Raw genomic sequence first — 15,590 nt, 5'->3', positions numbered from 1 at the left:
GCCATCTTTACTCAGCCGCCCTTGGCAATCCTGCGCCGAAATCTCCATGCCTTGCGACATCGTTGGCGCGAGCCACCTCGAAAGCGCAAGTTTCAAGCCATGCCAAAGCTATCTTAGCGCATATGCCCCCAAGGGGGGAGATTACGCGCCCTTCCCCGTCGCAATGAAATGCGGATTGGCGAAATCGCTGTCGCTGGCCTGGTTGCGCTTGCCGTAGACGAGCGGCCGGCCGTCCAGCGTGCGCGTCATGCCGCCGGCGGCGCGCAGCACCGCGTCGCCTGCGGCCGTGTCCCATTCCATGGTGCGGCCGAAGCGCGGATAGACGTCGGCTTCCGCCGCGGCGAGCAGGCAGAATTTCAGCGATGAGCCGATCGAGACGATCTCCGCGGCGCCGAGATCGCGGATGAATTCCTCGGTTTCCGGCGTGTTATGCGAGCGGCTGGCCACGACCGCGAGCGGTGTGCCGCCTTCGCGCACATTGATTGGCCGGCGTTCAGTGATGCGATAATCGGCATCGACCTCCAGCGCCTCGGCCTTGCCGGGTCGTCCACTGAAGAAGCGCCCGGTGCACGGCGCGAACACGACGCCGACTTCCGGCACGCCGTGCCGGACCAGAGCGATATTGACGGTGAAATCCGTGCGGCGATTGACGAATTCCTTGGTGCCGTCGAGCGGATCGATCAGGAAAAACGCGCCGTCGAGGTCGGGCGCCGCGATGCCCGCGGCAACCTCCTCCTCGGCCACGCATGGGATCTCCGGATAGGCGGCGCGCAGGCCGGCCAGGATGATCTTCTCGCTTTCGCGGTCGGCTTCCGTCACCGGCGAGGAGTCGGCTTTGTTGTCAACGGCACAGCCCTCGTGGAAGACGCGCATCACCTCGCGCCCCGCTTTCAGCGCCAGGCGCTCGAAGACGCCCAGCATCGCCTCGTCGTCAGATACCGCCGCCATTGTCATACTGTTCCTCGGCGATGTCGCGCTCGGTCAGCCAGTGCTCCAGAGCTTCCGCCATTTCCTGCGGGCTCCTGCCGAGGGTCTTCAGATGGATTTCCGGATTCTGCGGCGCTTCATAAGGAGAATCCACGCCGGTGAAGTTCTTGATCTCGCCGCTCAGAGCGCGCGCGTAAAGCCCCTTCGGGTCGCGGCGCGCGCATTCCTCGAAGGGCGTATCGACGAAGACCTCGACGAACTCGCCCTCAGCCATCAGCTCGCGCGCCATGCGCCGCTCGGCGCTGAAAGGGGAGATGAAGGAGACGATGACAATCAGGCCAGCATCGGCCATCAGCTTGGCCACCTCGGCGACACGGCGGATGTTCTCCACGCGGTCGGCGTCGGTGAAGCCGAGATCGCGGTTGAGGCCGTGGCGGACATTGTCGCCGTCGAGGATATAGGTGTGGCGCCCGGACGCGAACAGCTTCTTCTCGAACAAATTGGCGATGGTCGACTTGCCTGAACCGGAGAGCCCGGTGAACCAGAACACGGCCGGGCGCTGGTTCTTCAGGTCGGAGCGGCCGCGCTTGCCGACATCGAGCGACTGCCAGTGGATGTTTTCGGCACGGCGCAGCGAATGCAGGATCATGCCGGCGCCGACGGTGGCGTTGGTGATGCGGTCGATCAGGATGAAGGCGCCGGTGGTGCGGTTCTCGGTGAAGGGATCGAAAGCGATCGGCGCGCGCGTCGAGAGGTTGCAGACGCCGACCTCGTTGAGGTCGAGCGACTTCGCCGCCTCATGCGCGAAATCGTTGACGTTGACGCGGTATTTCAGGTCGGTGACAGTCGCGCTCACCTGGTCGATTTCGGTTCGCAGAATATAGGAGCGGCCGGGCAGCAGCGCCTGCTCGTCGAACCAGACGATGTTGGCGGCGAACTGGTCGGCGACCTGCGGACGCGCGGCCGGCGAAACCAGCAGGTTGCCGCGCGACACCTCCACCTCGTCCTCCAGGACGAGCGTGATCGCCTGGCCGGCGACGGCCTGCTCGAGGTCGCCGCCCTGCGCGACGATGCGCTTGACCCGGGATGCCTTGCCCGACTTGGCAACGACGACCTCTTCGCCTTGCGAAACGGTGCCTGAGGCGACGGTGCCGGCAAAGCCGCGGAAATCGAGATTCGGCCGGTTGACATACTGGACCGGGAAGCGGAACGGCAGCTCGACGGCGGCCTCGTCGACCGACACGGTTTCCAGATGCTCGATCAGCGACGGCCCGGAATACCAGGGCGTGCGTTCCGAGCGGCTGGTGACGTTGTCGCCGAAGCGCGCCGACATCGGGATCGGCACGACGCTCACAAAGCCCAGCTCCCGCGCGAACTCGGCATAGTCGGCGACGATCCGGTCGAACACGGTCTTGTCGAAGCCGACGAGGTCGATCTTGTTGACCGCAAGCACGATGTGCCGGATGCCGAGCAGCGAGGCGATGATCGAATGACGCCTGGTCTGGCGTAGCACGCCCTGGCGCGCGTCGATCAGCACGATAGCGAGATCAGCTGTCGAGGCGCCCGTCGCCATATTGCGTGTGTACTGCTCGTGGCCGGGCGTGTCGGCGACGATGAACTTGCGCTTCGGCGTGGCGAAGAAGCGGTAGGCGACGTCGATGGTGATGCCCTGCTCGCGCTCCGCCTCCAGCCCGTCGACCAGCAGCGCGAAATCGATGTCGTCGCCGGTGGTGCCGTGCTTGCGCGAATCCTTTTCGAGCGCCGCAAGCTGATCCTCGAAGATCTGCTTGGTGTCGGAGAGCAACCGGCCGATCAGCGTCGATTTGCCGTCGTCGACCGAGCCGCAGGTGAGGAAGCGCAGTAGCGACTTCTTCTCCTGCGCGGCCATGTAGTCGCGGATCGAATCGGTCGGGGCGAGGCTCTTGGCCATGATGTGGCGCATTATCAGAAATAACCCTCGCGCTTCTTCTTTTCCATCGAGCCGGCCTCGTCGCGGTCGATGAGGCGGCCCTGGCGCTCGGAGGTGCGGGCGGTCAGCATCTCGCCGACGATGGCTTCAAGCGTGTCGGCGTCGGACTCGATCGCGCCGGTCAGCGGGTAACAGCCGAGCGTACGGAAGCGCACGAGACGGTTCTCGACAGTCTCGCCGGGGCGCAGCCGCATGCGGTCATCGTCCTTCATGATCAGCATGCCGTCGCGCTCGACCACCGGCCGCTCCTTGGCGAAATAGAGCGGCACGATCGGGATGTTCTCCTGCAGGATATACTGCCAGATGTCGAGCTCGGTCCAGTTGGACAGCGGAAAGACGCGGATCGATTCGCCCGGCGCGATACGGGTGTTGAAGATCTTCCACATTTCCGGCCGCTGGTTCTTCGGGTCCCAGGCGTGCTGGGCGTTGCGGAAGGAAAAGATGCGCTCCTTGGCGCGCGATTTCTCCTCGTCGCGGCGGGCACCGCCGAACGCCGCGTCGAAGCCGTATTTGTCGAGCGCCTGGCGGAGCGCCACGGTCTTCATCACATGGGTGTGGGTGTTGGAGCCGTGGTCGAAGGGGTTGATGCCGTCGCGCACACCATCCTCGTTGACATGGACCAAAAGGTCGAAGCCGAGTTTCTGCGCCATCTGATCGCGAAAAGCGATCATCTCGCGGAACTTCCAGGTGGTGTCGACATGCAGGAACGGGAAAGGCGGCTTGGCCGGATAAAAGGCCTTCATCGCCAAATGCATCAGCACGGAAGAATCCTTGCCGACCGAATAGAGCATCACCGGCTTGGAGAAAGACGCCGCGACCTCGCGGAAGATGTGGATGGATTCGGCCTCGAGCCGCTGCAGATGCGTGAGCGCGATATTCATGGAGCGTCGAGCGTTCTCTCGTGCCGTCGGGCGGAATTCTTGCACCGCAGGGGCAATCCCATGCCGCCCGGGCGCAAATTTCACTTCGGACAAACTGTTTCGTGCGGGCGTTCTAACAGATCGGCGCCGCCAATAACAATGCAGGACCCACGCGGCGCGAGGTGATTAGAGAACGAATTTTCCAAGCATGGCCGGGAAAGCGGAAAATCCTGCCCGGGCATCGAAAAGGCGGACGCGAGGAAAGACGGTGCCGTCCGGAGAATTCCGAGGCCGTTCGATCCTGGCCGGATCGGGGGATTTCTGTTGCAACGTTGTCGACTGCTCTATCGCAGGGCGGCGCCAGCCGCTATACGGGCTCGGGGACGGGCAAGGCGCGGCAAACGGAGATCGGCGAGACGGCTTTGGCTCTCTCGATGGAGATCCGGGCGCAACCTGGAAAATTGCGAAGCAAAGCATTGAACCCGTTTACAAAGCTCCGGCGCCGCCTCACGCCCGCACAGATCAATTTCTATTTCTCGATCGTCTGCTTTTTTTCGCCGCCGGTGCTTGGATCGCTGGTTAGCATCACCTTCAATGCCGGCGGCGTATGGTCCGTGCTGCTGCTCGCCATAAGGCGGAGGCGCTTCAACATCGACAGGCCGATGCTCGCCTTGACCGCGGCGATCTATGCCTATTGCGCGGCCATGGTTCTCGCTTCGATCGTCAACGGCACGCTGGCTGCCGATTTGCGGTTTTTCCTGCCGCTGATCACCTTCCTGCTTTTCCCTATCTCCTATTCGACTTGGAGCATCACCGAGAAGGCCACGCTGGCACGCATCGCCATTCTGGCGAGCACCGCGGCCTGCTTCGGCGCTCTGGCGATCGCCATATTCCAGTATCACTGGCTCGGCGTGAGGGCCGAGGGCGGCGCCGGAAACCCGATCGTCTTCGCAACCGTTACCTGCCTTGCCGTCATGACGTGCCTCGCCGGCGCCCTGTCGGGCATCGAGAAACGCTGGAAGCTGCTGGTCGTAGCGGCGATCGTCGGAGCCATGGCGATCGTCTATTCGGGATCACGCATGATCTGGGTGGCCGTGCCGATTGCCGGCATCGTCCTGCTTGTCATCAACCGCCGCCGGTTCACCGGCGCCAGCGTGGCCCGCTTCGTGGCGATCGGCGTGGTGGTTGCCCTTGTGATCGCCGCCATCGGTTTTCGCGTCGTGCTGGATCGAACGGACTTCCTAGTCAGCGACTGGGATGCGCTGAATGCCAATGGCGACCATTCGACGGCGCTCGGCCTGCGCGTGGCGATGTGGGAAATCGGCTTTGCCGCGGTTCGCGGTATGCCGATTTTCGGCCATGGCATCACGGCCAGCCGCGCGCTGATGAAGCACGGCTTGCAGGACCAGTTCGGCCTACAGCAGAGTTTCAGCCATTTCCACAACGGCTTCCTGACGGCGCTGGTCGAGGCCGGCCTGCTGGGGGCATTGGCCCTGGCGTCGATCTTCGTCGTTGCCGCACGGAACGCGGCACGGACGCTGCGCCGCAGCGCCGATCCGGTGGAGAGGTTCGGCGCGACGATGATCCTGGTCGCGGTCATCACCTATCTCACCGGCGGAATGGCCGGCATCCTTGTCGGCCACGATATCCTCGACGCGACGCTGATGGTGTTCCTGATCTCGGGAACCTACCTTGCTTCCGGACGAACGATAGCGCCGACCGGGAAAAGCGTGCCCGCCATGGCGCCGGACACCAGCCCGCAACCATGAAGGTGCTGGTCACCGGCGCGACAGGCTTCATTGGACGCCGGGTCGTCAGCCGGCTGGGCGAGGCCGGATTCGACATACGGATCGCATCGCGCCTGCCGCGGCGGCTGGCGGGCGCGGACGATACCGTCGCGCTGCCCGGCGCAGATGCGCCGCAGGAAGCCTTCCTGGCGCTGATGCGCGACGTGACGCATGTCGTCCACTGCGCGGCGCTCAACAATGATCGCAGCGCCGGCGCGGCCGCGTTCCAAACCGTCAACGCGATGCTGACCGGACGGCTGGCCCAGGCAGCCGCCACACGCACCGACGGGCGCTTCATTTATCTCTCTTCGATCCGCGCCGTGGTTGGCGCCGGGTTCAGCGGCACCATCGACGAGGCGACGCCCCCTGCCCCGCAATGCGCCTACGGGCGCTCCAAACGCGAAGGCGAGATCGCAATGCTGGAGGCTTTTGCAACGGCCGGACGCGACGGCGCGACGGCGCTGCGGCTGCCGCCGGTCTATGGGGAAGGCATGAAGGGAAATCTGCGCGGGCTGATGCGGTTGGCGGCCACCGGCCTGCCGCTGCCGACAGCCGCTCTGACGGCGGTTCGCTCGCTCGTCTCCCATGACGCCGTGGCCGGCGCCGTGATGCATCTTTTGACCCGTCCCGCGCCGCCGCGCCCGACCTATGTGCTGGGCGACGCTTCGCCGGTTGCGATGGCCGAAATCGTCACCGCGTTCCGGCGCGGATATGGCCGGCCTGCCCGACTTCTTCCCGTGCCGGCCTGGCCGTTCCGGATGCTGGCCACGCTCACCGGCAGACAGGCCGCTTGGCAAGCGCTGGTGGCGACGCAGGTCTGCGATTCGTCGTTGCTCACCTCGGAAGCCTGGGAACGGGAAACGGATACGCTCGGCCGGCTTGAGGAACTGGCGCGACAGGGGAGCCGTTCGCCGCTTCCGTGAACGGTTACCCGCTCTACGCGCGGAAGACTGTGCCCAGCAATATCTTAAGATCCAGGCCGGTCGAGGCGGCCTTGATGTAGGCCGCATCGGTCTCAGCGCAAAGTTTTGGATCGGACATGTCGATGCCCTTGATCTGCGCCAGCCCTGTGATGCCCGGAAGTGCGGTGAGCACGCCCAGTTCCTTGCGCCGTTCGATCAGTTCCGTCTGCGTCGGCAGGCATGGACGAGGGCCCACAAGGCTCATCTCGCCCTTGAGCACGTTCCAGAGCTGCGGCAGTTCGTCGACCTTGGTTGCGCGCAGCACCTTGCCGACGGCGGTGATCGAACCGGACGGCGCCTCGTGCGTGGGCAAGGAAGGCGTCGCGAGATACATGGTGCGCAGCTTGCGGCAGGCAAAGAGGGCTCCTCCCCGGCCGACGCGGATCTGCGAGAAGATGGCCGGGCCGGCCGATGTTGCCCGGATTGCCAGCATCGCGACAAGCAGGACGGGCGACGTCAGCGCCAGCATCGGAACAGCGACCGCAAGGTCGAGCGCACGCTTCGCCGTCATGGCTCAGATCCGGCGCCAGAGGAAAGCGACGTAGAGCCCGAGCGTCCCCATGAATGTCTGCCGATAGACGCCGCTTTTGCCGAGCAGGCTGAAACGCCTGAAGACATTACCCTTACGCGCCCTGATGAACAGGCGAAGGCAAAGTGCAGCATCGCGTGCGATGAGGTCGCGGTTGACGGCGAGGCCGCGCAGGTTGGTGTCGGTCCAGGTGGCGAACTGGCCCTTGAACAGACGTCCCAGCCTTGAAAGCCTCGCGCTCCATGAGACATTGGCGCCGACGAGGTTTGCCCCATGCTGGCGGTACCTGACCAGCGGCCGCGGCTCGTAGCGGACCTTGCCGCCGGCGGCGGTGACGATGAGATAGGCCCACCAGTCATGGCTGACGAATTCGGCTCTGGCCGATGCTTTCGCCAGAAGGTCGCGCGCCTTGCGGTTGAAGAGCATCGTGTTGCCGCCGGCGATGCTTTGCACCAGCGCATTGCGGAAGGACGGCGGACGCTGGAAGAGCGGCGAGCAGCCGGCCGGAACACCGGTCTGCGAAATGGTCGCGGTGCGCGAGCAGAACAGGAGCGGCGTTGCCATGTCCTGTCCCTCCATCCAGCGGATGGCGCTCTCCAGCCGATCCGCCTCCCAGACATCGTCCTGGTCGCAAAAGGCGTAGTAGTCGGCATCGACGCGCGGATCGATGATCATGGAGCGGAAATTGGCGGCGAAGCCCTTTCGCGGACCATCCACCAGTGTGAGAGAGCCCTTGTTCCAGCGGGACCGCCACGTCTCGACGATTGCGGTCGTGGCGTCCGACGAACCGTCGTCGGAGATCCAGAGATCGACGAGCGGCCAGGACTGCGCCAGCAAGGACTCCAATTGTTCGCCGATATAGGCCGCGCCATCCTTCGTGCCCATGAGAACGGCCACGCGTTGATCTTTTCTGGTCACGGCTGTGGAATCGCTTGCCCGCAGGGTGTTTGAACGGGTTTCAATAGCCAATTGCGGGCGCGCGGCACAGGTATAAAGCGCATAGCCCGTTTTAGATTTTGGATTTTATGCATTCTTTGTCCCGAAACCGGTTCCCACTTTCGGGAGACATGCTCTAACCGACCTGTCCGGCAGCTTTCGGCGCCGCCTCTTCGCGCAGGCCGCCAATGTCTTCTTCCGCCCTGTAGAAACCGGCCAAGATCGCAAGCGCGGCGCCCTTGTCGCGATCGTGCATGGCGGCCACCAGCCCCGGCAGAGCCGCCTCGATCTTCGGCCATTCGACGACGCCTGTCCTGAGGCCAAAGATCTTGGCGGTGGCGAGCTTGACCACCTCCTCGTTCTCGGCGTGCAGCGTCTCGTGCAGCTTCTCGCCGGGCCTGATGCCGGTGAAGCGGATCGGAACATCGGTGTAGGGGCTTTTGCCGGCCATGCGGATCATGGTTTCGGCGACTTCGAGGATCGGCACGGGTTTGCCCATGTCGAGCATGTAGATGGCATAGTCGTCCGCGCCCCGGCGCTGCTCGGCATCGGCAGCCGACATGATGACGAGGTCGACGGCCTCGGCCATGGTCATGAAATAGCGGGTCATACGCCGGTCGGTGATGGTGACCGGCCCGCCGGCCTCGATCTGCGCCTGGAAGACCGTCGCCACCGAACCGTTGGAGCCGAAGACATTGCCGAAGCGCACGGCGATGAATTTCGTGCCCGAACGACGCAGATCGGCGGCGCCGGCATGGCCGTTCGCCGCGCCGGCACGCGGCGGCGACGCTGCCTGGGCCTCGTGCAGCGAGGAGACGATCTGCTCGGCCGCCCGTTTGGTGACGCCCAGCACCGAGGTCGGATCGACGGCCTTGTCGCTGGATATCAGCAGGAATTGCGGCACGCCGCATTCGGCGGCGATCTCGGCGCAGGCGAGCGTGCCGAAGACATTCGTCTCGATCGCCGCTTCCCAGTTCTCCTCGAGCAACGGCACGTGCTTCAGGGCCGCGGCATGAAAGATGATCGCTGGTTTGAACTCGTTGACGAGGCGCGTCATGTGAGGCCGGTCGGTGACGTCGACGATGCGGCTGGTCAGCCGATCGCGGTCGGCGTCGTCGGTCTGCTGATCGAGCTGGAAAATGCCGAACTCGGAATTGTCGGCCACCAGCACCGCCTCGGCGCCCAGCTCCAGCGCGCGCTTGACGAGCACGCGGCCGATGGAGCCGGCGCCGCCGGTGACCATCACCCGCTTGCCGCCGACGAAGGTGCCGATGCGCGTGGTATCGGTGGCGACCGCCGAACGGCGCATGATGGTTTCCATCTCGACGGCATCGAGAACCAGCTTGCCGCCCTGCCCCAGTTCCGACAGGCCGGCAAACTGGACGACGGCGATGCCGCTGTGGCGGGCGACGCGCACCAGCTCGGCATAGTCCTCGATCTCGCGCTCGACCCCCTGGCCGAAGATCAGAAGGTCGAGGCTTTGCGTGCCCTTGACATAGTCTTCCAGCACCTCGACCAGGCGCGGCCTGAGCGCCACGACCGGAACGCCCTGGATCCGCGTGCCGAGTGGCGCGTCGCTCTCGGTGGCCATGATGCCGGCGATGGCGTATTCGGCGGGCTGAGCCGTGCGGGTGAAGCGCACGATCAGATCCGCCTCGCCCAGCCGGCCGATGAACAGCGCCTGCTTGGTCGAGGCATCCCCCGCCGCGCGGCGCAGGATGCGCCAGCTCGCGCCGTCGCGCAGGAAGCGATAATAGAGCCTGGGCGCCGAGATGATGGTGAAGGAGACCAGGAAGAAGACGATGAACTGGCGCTCGTTGAGCCCGGCGACCGGCTGGAAGAAGAAGCGGAAGGCGAGCGAGGCCAGATAGAGGACCACCGTCAGGCTGCCGCAGCCCTTAAGGATGTTGAAGAAGTCGGGCGTGGAGGCAAAGCGCCAGACGGTGTTGTAGAGGCCGCTGGATCGGAACAGCAGATGGGCGATGAGCACGATGAGCGCCCAGCAGGCCAGTCCGCCGGCGGAGAGCGCCTCGAAAGAAAGCCGCGACTGCGACAGGATGAGGCTAAGAGCGACCGCGACCAGGACCATGACGAGGTCCTGGACCATGATGATGGCGCGCCGCATCCTCGGTCTGAGTTCCGATACGGCTTCTACGTATGCGGTCATTGGGCAGTACTGACTCCAGGCGCGGGGATACTATCAGAACGGCCGCGGACAAAACACCGTCCACCGCCACTTCAGATTGCAATTCCCCGACCCCGTCGCCCGTTACCGCCTTAGCGCGGAGAGGACGGGAGGGCCAGAGGTTTTTTGGGGATATTTGATTGTGCGAATGATTTGAATATGAACGGCAATAACTCAGAACGGACTGTCAGTCGTTCAGAGGAACTGTCGGGCGCCCAATAGGGAAAGCTAATAAATGTGACGATCCGACTTCACTAAGCCGCAGCGCGCTGCCATAAGCTTGTCGCAATGGCTATGAGTCGCTGACGGCGGTGCCGATCAGGTCTGCCGAAGCGGTTTTGGCCAGCCCCTAGGCTCACAGCGTTCCCCAAAATGACGCCAGCCTGTTGCGACCGAGCCGGAATCTCAATAGTTGTGCATGTCGTTCTGGCTCTCCGCTGTTTCCGCGATGCAAGTATTCTTAACTGAGTCATGTCAGATTCATCTGAATTTCCGGATGTTTGCAGACGACACTCCGGAATGAAATAAACACGCTGTTGAGTTGTTGATGACGAAGCCGAATGCCGTTCCGATGAATGATCTCAAGCGTCTGTACCAGCGCTATGAGGTTGAAATCGCACGCGAGGTAGCGAGCACGCTGCGGTCTGGATGGTGGCTCAATGGCGCGGCAGGGAAGCGATTCGCAGCGAACTTTGCGACGTTTGTAGGAGCCTCGGATTGCATCCTCGTCGCAAACGGAACGGACGCCCTTGAGCTCGCCTTACGCTCTATCGTCGGGCTTGACGATGCGCATGGACGCGAGGTGATCGTGGCGGCGAATGCCGGGGGATATGCCAGTTGTGCGTGCTGGCACAACGGCCTCATTCCACACTACGTCGACATCGAACCAGCTAGCCAACTTGTAAGCGTCCAATCGGTGCTGGACGCGGTGAGTACCGACACGGCTGCGATTGTCGTTACCCATCTGTACGGCGGCGTGGTCGATGTTCCCGCTATCCGGGCAGGACTTGTCAATGCCGGCTTGTCGCACATACCGCTCGTCGAGGATTGCGCCCAGGCACACGGTGCTCGCATCAGGGGTGAAACGGCTGGATCACTTGGAGACATCGCCACTTTCAGCTTCTATCCGACCAAAAATCTCGGCGCGATGGGTGACGGTGGCGCAGTCCTCACCTCCAACCCAAAACTGGCGGACCGCGTTCGTCAGCTTCATCAATATGGCTGGAGTTCCAAATACCATGTGGCCCTGCCGGGAGGGCGCAACTCTCGCATGGACGAGGTCCAGGCCGCGATTTTGGATGTGCTTCTTCCGGACTTGAACAGCCGCAACGAACAACGCCGGGCCATCCTTGGCCGATTTAAGGCTGTTAGCGGACGCCGGCTCAAATTCCTCGACGGCGGCAACGGCGCCGTCGCACACCTCGCGGTTCTGCTGTGTGACGACCGGGACGCATTCCGCACCTTCATGAAAGAGCGCGGCATCGATACGGATGTCCACTATCCCGTGCTCGATTGCGATCAGGTTGGTTGGGCTGCCCTGCCCATGAAAGGGACCGAAAATCTCGCGATCTCCCGGGCAAGCATCAGTCGTCTCTGTTCCGTCCCGTGCTACCCGGACATGACGAATGACGAGATCGAGCAAGTGTGCGGGGCCCTCAGCGAATGGGAGGCAATGTGACTGCGCGCTCTCTTGTTTTTCCCATTTACCGCAATGAGCCGAACATCCCTTCCCTGTTGCAGGCTGTCGCCAAATTCGACGCCATGTATGAGGGCGACATCGAGTTTGTCTTCGTCATCGATGGTTCGCCCGACCAGTCGGGCGGCCTGCTGGTTGGGGCTTTGAAGGACGCCAGATACAGGTACAAGATCATCTTCCACAGCCGGAATTTTGGTTCCTTCACGGCCATTCGGACAGGGCTTGAGCATTCATCCGGCAAACATGTGGCCGCGATGGCTGCCGACCTGCAAGAGCCGCCCGAACTCATTGTCGAATTCTTTTCGATACTGGAAAAGGATACGGCCGACGTCGTGTTTGGCCGCAGAACCGGCCGCGACGACCCCCTTTTGACGCGCTTCCTGTCCCGAGCCTTCTGGAGCGTTTACCGCAGGCTGATTTTGCCCAGCATGCCTAGCGGCGGCGTCGATATATTCGCCTGCAACCGCCAGGCGCTCGAAGCGATCCTGTCAATCGAGGAGCCAAACAGCTCGCTTGTGGTTCAGCTGTTCTGGGTTGGGTTCAGGCGGGAGTTCGTGCCTTACCGGCGGCGCGAGCGGGAGCATGGGAAGAGTGCCTGGGGTATCGGGCGCCGGCTCAGATATATGATGGATTCGATCTTCTCGTTTTCCGATTTTCCGATCGTTTTCACACTCTGGGTAGGGATTGCGGGCTGCGTGCTCAGCCTTGTGTTTGCCGCGATCACCGTCGTCGCCCGCTTGCTCGGCAAAATCGACGCGGCCGGATACACGACGCTGGTGTTGCTGATTGTGGGATTTGGATCAGCGATCCTCGCGGTGCAAGGCATTCTTGGCTGTTATCTTTGGCGGGCGGTTGAAAACACCAAATCGCGCCCATTGCGGATAATAAGCCGCATTGTTGACGGGACGTCCGCATGAACGACAAACCATTTTTTGTCCATGATCGCGGTATCTGCGAAAGCACGCGCGTCGGCAATGGAACGCGCATATGGGCGTTTGCCCATGTCCTCCCAGGGGCCGTGCTCGGCGCGAACTGCAACATCTGCGATCATGTCTTCATCGAAAACGACGTGACCGTCGGCGATGACGTCACGATAAAAAGCGGCGTTCAGCTATGGGACGGCGTTCGGCTGGGCAATCGCGTGTTCGTCGGTCCGAATGCGACCTTCACCAACGACCGCTTCCCGCGTTCGAAACACTATCCGGAGCAGTTTCTCCAGACGATCGTCGAGGACGGCGCGTCGATCGGCGCCAACGCAACGATCCTGCCGGGCATAACGATTGGCCGCCAGGCGATGATCGGCGCCGGTGCCGTGGTGACCAAGAACGTGCCGGCCAATGCCGTCGTGGTCGGAAACCCCGCCGTCATCATTGGCTATCAGACCGGCCCGCAGGTCGAGCCTGTGATGACGCACGCGGCCCCCGGCGCTGCAGGCGAAAGGATGGCGCTGGGCGTCGGCGGATGTGAGCTCTGGCGGCTGCCGCACTTCAGCGACCTGCGCGGCGAGCTGGCCCCGCTCGAGTTCGGACACAACCTGCCTTTCAAGCCCTTGCGCTCGTTTCTGGTTTACGGCGTTCGTTCCGACAAGGTCAGGGGCGAGCATGCCCACCGCCAGTGCCACCAGTTCCTGATTGCCACCCATGGCCGCTTGTCGGTGGTCGTCGATGACGGTCACGACAGAAAGGAAGTGTCACTGGCAGACCCCTCGGTCGGGCTCTATCTGCCGCCCGGCGTGTGGGGCATCCAGTACAAGTTCCAGCCGGATACGGTCTTGCTCGTCATGGCCTCGCATCCGTATGACGCAAGCGATTATATCAGGGACTATTCGGATTTCCTCGCGACGGTCGGGCCGGATGGCCGCTGACCGGATAGGCTCGGATGCAATCCGTTTTCTTGCGGCGGGAGGACTGAACACCGCGCTGACGAGTGCCGTCTACTTTGCCGGCCTGACGGTCCTGTCGTCGGGCATTTCCTACACCATTGCCTGGCTGGCGGGCCTGGCATTCGTGATGGTGTTCTATCCGGACCGCGTCTTTCCCGGCGGGCGCACCGGCTTGACGGATCGGCTGGCAGTCGGCGGCTCGGTCGCCGCGGTGTTTGTGGCGGGCTTGGTAAGCCTTCATCTTCTCGAGCGAGCGCTGCAGAGCCGAGCGGCGGCGTTCTTTGCAACGCTTGTCGTCACGACGATGCTCAATTTCCTGGTTTCCCGATGGATACTCCGCAGACGATGCTGACACGCCCCTCCTCGATCCGGGCGGCTATCAACCTCTTTGCGATCTTTGTCGCAATGTACTTTTCCGAGCTGGCCTCCTTTTCGCTGTCCATTGACGAAGAGCTAGCCGCCCTCAGAACCGATTCTTCGATCTGGATTGCCCAGGGGCGTTGGGGGGCCTACCTGATCGAGAGGTTCCTTATCCCAAATCCAGTAATGCCATTACTGGCGCCGGCAATCTTTGGCGTCGGCTGTGTTGCCGCTTATCTGCTCGTTATGGACGCCATCGCCAAGCACGAGCTTTCCATCGCCGAATATGCTTGCTTCGCGATCTTCTGTGCCTTCCCGACCTGGTTCTTTATCGTAGAGTTCTACTCCAACATTGCTGCGGTAGGAATCGGCATGGCTGCCGGTGCCTTTGCGATTTGGCTGATCAACAAGAGAGATATCCCGGCAGTTGGTTCGCGCTTCCTCGTTGCGGTCGCTGCCGGCGGTTTTGCGATCTCAATCTATCAGAGTTTCGCACCGGCAATTCTGGTGTTGGGCATTGCTGTCTGCGTTCTGCAGGCACGGGCCGGCATTGAAAGATCACTGCCGAAAGACCTGATCCGCGTCGGCGTCCTGGTAGCGGGCTCCGCGATTTTCTACGCCGTCGGCAATGCAATTTTCAAATCGTTCACTTCCAAAAGAAGTGAGTATTTCGAGTCGCTTTTCCAGCCGGTTTTTTTCTTTCAACATCCGGTGATGGTGACCGGCCGGGTGCTGGAAGCGATAGGAGGGGCACTTGGCCTGGACCGTGGCACTTATGGTGTCATTTTGTGGGCAGTTCCGCTGCTGTTAATCCTCGGCGGCTGGACGCTTTTCAAGGAGTTGTCACGCACAAGGTTGCTGCTGCTCGCGGCCGCTTTGGTTTGCCTGTTCATTCCTTTCGGCGTCCACGTTCTGGCGGCTGGCATCATGCCCGTCAGAAGTCTCGTAGGTCTGCCGATAGCGGTCTGGCTCTTCGTCTACCTTGCGGTGACAAGCAGCAATGCGAGGATCAGCATCGTGTCGTCGATCCTGCTTGGAGTGGTAATCTTCCAGATCCAGGTGATCCAAAACTATCGGCAGGCGTCCAGCTATCTTGTCGACAAGCACGACACGCTCCTGGCCGCCGCTATCTACGACAGGCTGGCGGCGATGCCTGCCTTTGACGCCAAGCGTTCATACGCTCTGAGCGTGTTTGGGGGACTGCCGTTTGCCACCAACTATCCCAGGCCCCCGAGTTCAACCGTCGGATATTCGTTCTTCGAGTGGGACGGCGGCAATGCCAAGCGCATTGCCTACTACATGAAATTGCTTGGCTATTTCAATCTCAATGACCCGACGGAGCAGCAAGTCGATCAAACAATTGTCCGGCTTTCGACGATGCCTGTATGGCCTGCGCCAGGCAGCCTGGAAACACAAGGCGACATTGTATTAATCCGGCTTGGCGAGACCCCGAGCTACGCGAATCAACAGGCACTCGCAAAGGTAGCCAACCGCTAA

Annotated in this window: 13 protein-coding genes; 7 read left to right on the top strand and 6 right to left on the bottom strand. The window is 62.5% G+C overall.

All coding sequences use genetic code 11. The features are described 5' to 3' along the window. Positions 1 to 141 precede the first annotated feature (141 nt). From cysQ to cysD, 3 genes are read right to left on the bottom strand one after another with little or no spacing between them, the layout of a single operon-like run. On the bottom strand, positions 142 to 921 hold the full coding sequence (gene cysQ, locus LB565_RS16890) for a 3'(2'),5'-bisphosphate nucleotidase CysQ (protein ID WP_224585896.1): 780 nt from the start codon (positions 919 to 921) through the stop codon (positions 142 to 144). A gap of 10 nt (positions 922 to 931) precedes the next feature. Further along, positions 932 to 2,869: a sulfate adenylyltransferase subunit CysN gene (cysN, locus tag LB565_RS16885; RefSeq protein ID WP_224585887.1), complete on the bottom strand. Its 1,938-nt coding sequence runs from the start codon at positions 2,867 to 2,869 to the stop codon at positions 932 to 934. Positions 2,870 to 2,871: 2 nt separating this feature from the next. Further along, positions 2,872 to 3,777 (bottom strand): sulfate adenylyltransferase subunit CysD, encoded by a 906-nt coding sequence (gene cysD / locus LB565_RS16880; protein ID WP_263488516.1) that lies wholly within the window; start codon positions 3,775 to 3,777, stop codon positions 2,872 to 2,874. Between the two features lie 455 nt (positions 3,778 to 4,232). Between cysD and LB565_RS16875 the strand changes: the two genes are divergently transcribed. Next, a complete protein-coding gene (locus LB565_RS16875) occupies positions 4,233 to 5,525 on the top strand; it encodes an O-antigen ligase family protein (protein ID WP_224585883.1) in 1,293 nt (430 codons plus the stop codon). Beyond that, on the top strand, positions 5,522 to 6,466 hold the full coding sequence (locus LB565_RS16870) for an NAD-dependent epimerase/dehydratase family protein (protein ID WP_224585880.1): 945 nt from the start codon (positions 5,522 to 5,524) through the stop codon (positions 6,464 to 6,466). Before LB565_RS16875 ends, LB565_RS16870 begins: the two co-directional genes overlap by 4 nt. Positions 6,467 to 6,479: 13 nt before the next feature. Here LB565_RS16870 and LB565_RS16865 read toward each other — a convergent pair whose 3' ends face one another. The 3 genes from LB565_RS16865 to LB565_RS16855 form a co-directional block, all read right to left on the bottom strand. Beyond that, a complete protein-coding gene (locus tag LB565_RS16865) occupies positions 6,480 to 7,016 on the bottom strand; it encodes a sugar transferase (RefSeq protein ID WP_224585878.1) in 537 nt (178 codons plus the stop codon). Positions 7,017 to 7,019: 3 nt separating this feature from the next. Then, on the bottom strand, positions 7,020 to 7,931 hold the full coding sequence (locus tag LB565_RS16860) for a glycosyltransferase family 2 protein (protein ID WP_318012166.1): 912 nt from the start codon (positions 7,929 to 7,931) through the stop codon (positions 7,020 to 7,022). A gap of 175 nt (positions 7,932 to 8,106) precedes the next feature. After that, positions 8,107 to 10,137: a UDP-N-acetylglucosamine 4,6-dehydratase gene (locus LB565_RS16855; protein WP_224585876.1), complete on the bottom strand. Its 2,031-nt coding sequence runs from the start codon at positions 10,135 to 10,137 to the stop codon at positions 8,107 to 8,109. 565 nt (positions 10,138 to 10,702) lie between these two features. On the opposite strand from LB565_RS16855, the gene LB565_RS16850 reads away from it, so the two are divergent. From LB565_RS16850 to LB565_RS16830, 5 genes are read left to right on the top strand one after another with little or no spacing between them, the layout of a single operon-like run. Further along, positions 10,703 to 11,833 carry a DegT/DnrJ/EryC1/StrS family aminotransferase gene (locus LB565_RS16850; protein WP_224585874.1) on the top strand — a complete coding sequence of 377 codons (1,131 nt, stop codon included), beginning with the start codon at positions 10,703 to 10,705 and terminating at the stop codon, positions 11,831 to 11,833. After that, complete coding sequence (locus tag LB565_RS16845) at positions 11,830 to 12,768, top strand: glycosyltransferase family 2 protein (RefSeq protein WP_224585873.1); 939 nt, start codon at positions 11,830 to 11,832, stop codon at positions 12,766 to 12,768. The genes LB565_RS16850 and LB565_RS16845 overlap by 4 nt, the downstream gene beginning before the upstream one ends. Further along, a complete protein-coding gene (locus LB565_RS16840) occupies positions 12,765 to 13,715 on the top strand; it encodes a WxcM-like domain-containing protein (RefSeq protein ID WP_224585871.1) in 951 nt (316 codons plus the stop codon). Before LB565_RS16845 ends, LB565_RS16840 begins: the two co-directional genes overlap by 4 nt. Then, positions 13,705 to 14,085 carry a GtrA family protein gene (locus LB565_RS16835; protein WP_224585869.1) on the top strand — a complete coding sequence of 127 codons (381 nt, stop codon included), beginning with the start codon at positions 13,705 to 13,707 and terminating at the stop codon, positions 14,083 to 14,085. Before LB565_RS16840 ends, LB565_RS16835 begins: the two co-directional genes overlap by 11 nt. Beyond that, positions 14,079 to 15,590 carry a glucosyltransferase domain-containing protein gene (locus tag LB565_RS16830; RefSeq protein WP_224585866.1) on the top strand — a complete coding sequence of 504 codons (1,512 nt, stop codon included), beginning with the start codon at positions 14,079 to 14,081 and terminating at the stop codon, positions 15,588 to 15,590. Before LB565_RS16835 ends, LB565_RS16830 begins: the two co-directional genes overlap by 7 nt.

This window comes from Mesorhizobium sp. CA14 (genome assembly GCF_020165195.1).
Taxonomy (GTDB): domain Bacteria; phylum Pseudomonadota; class Alphaproteobacteria; order Rhizobiales; family Rhizobiaceae; genus Mesorhizobium.
This window is presented reverse-complemented; position numbering and strand designations above follow the sequence as displayed.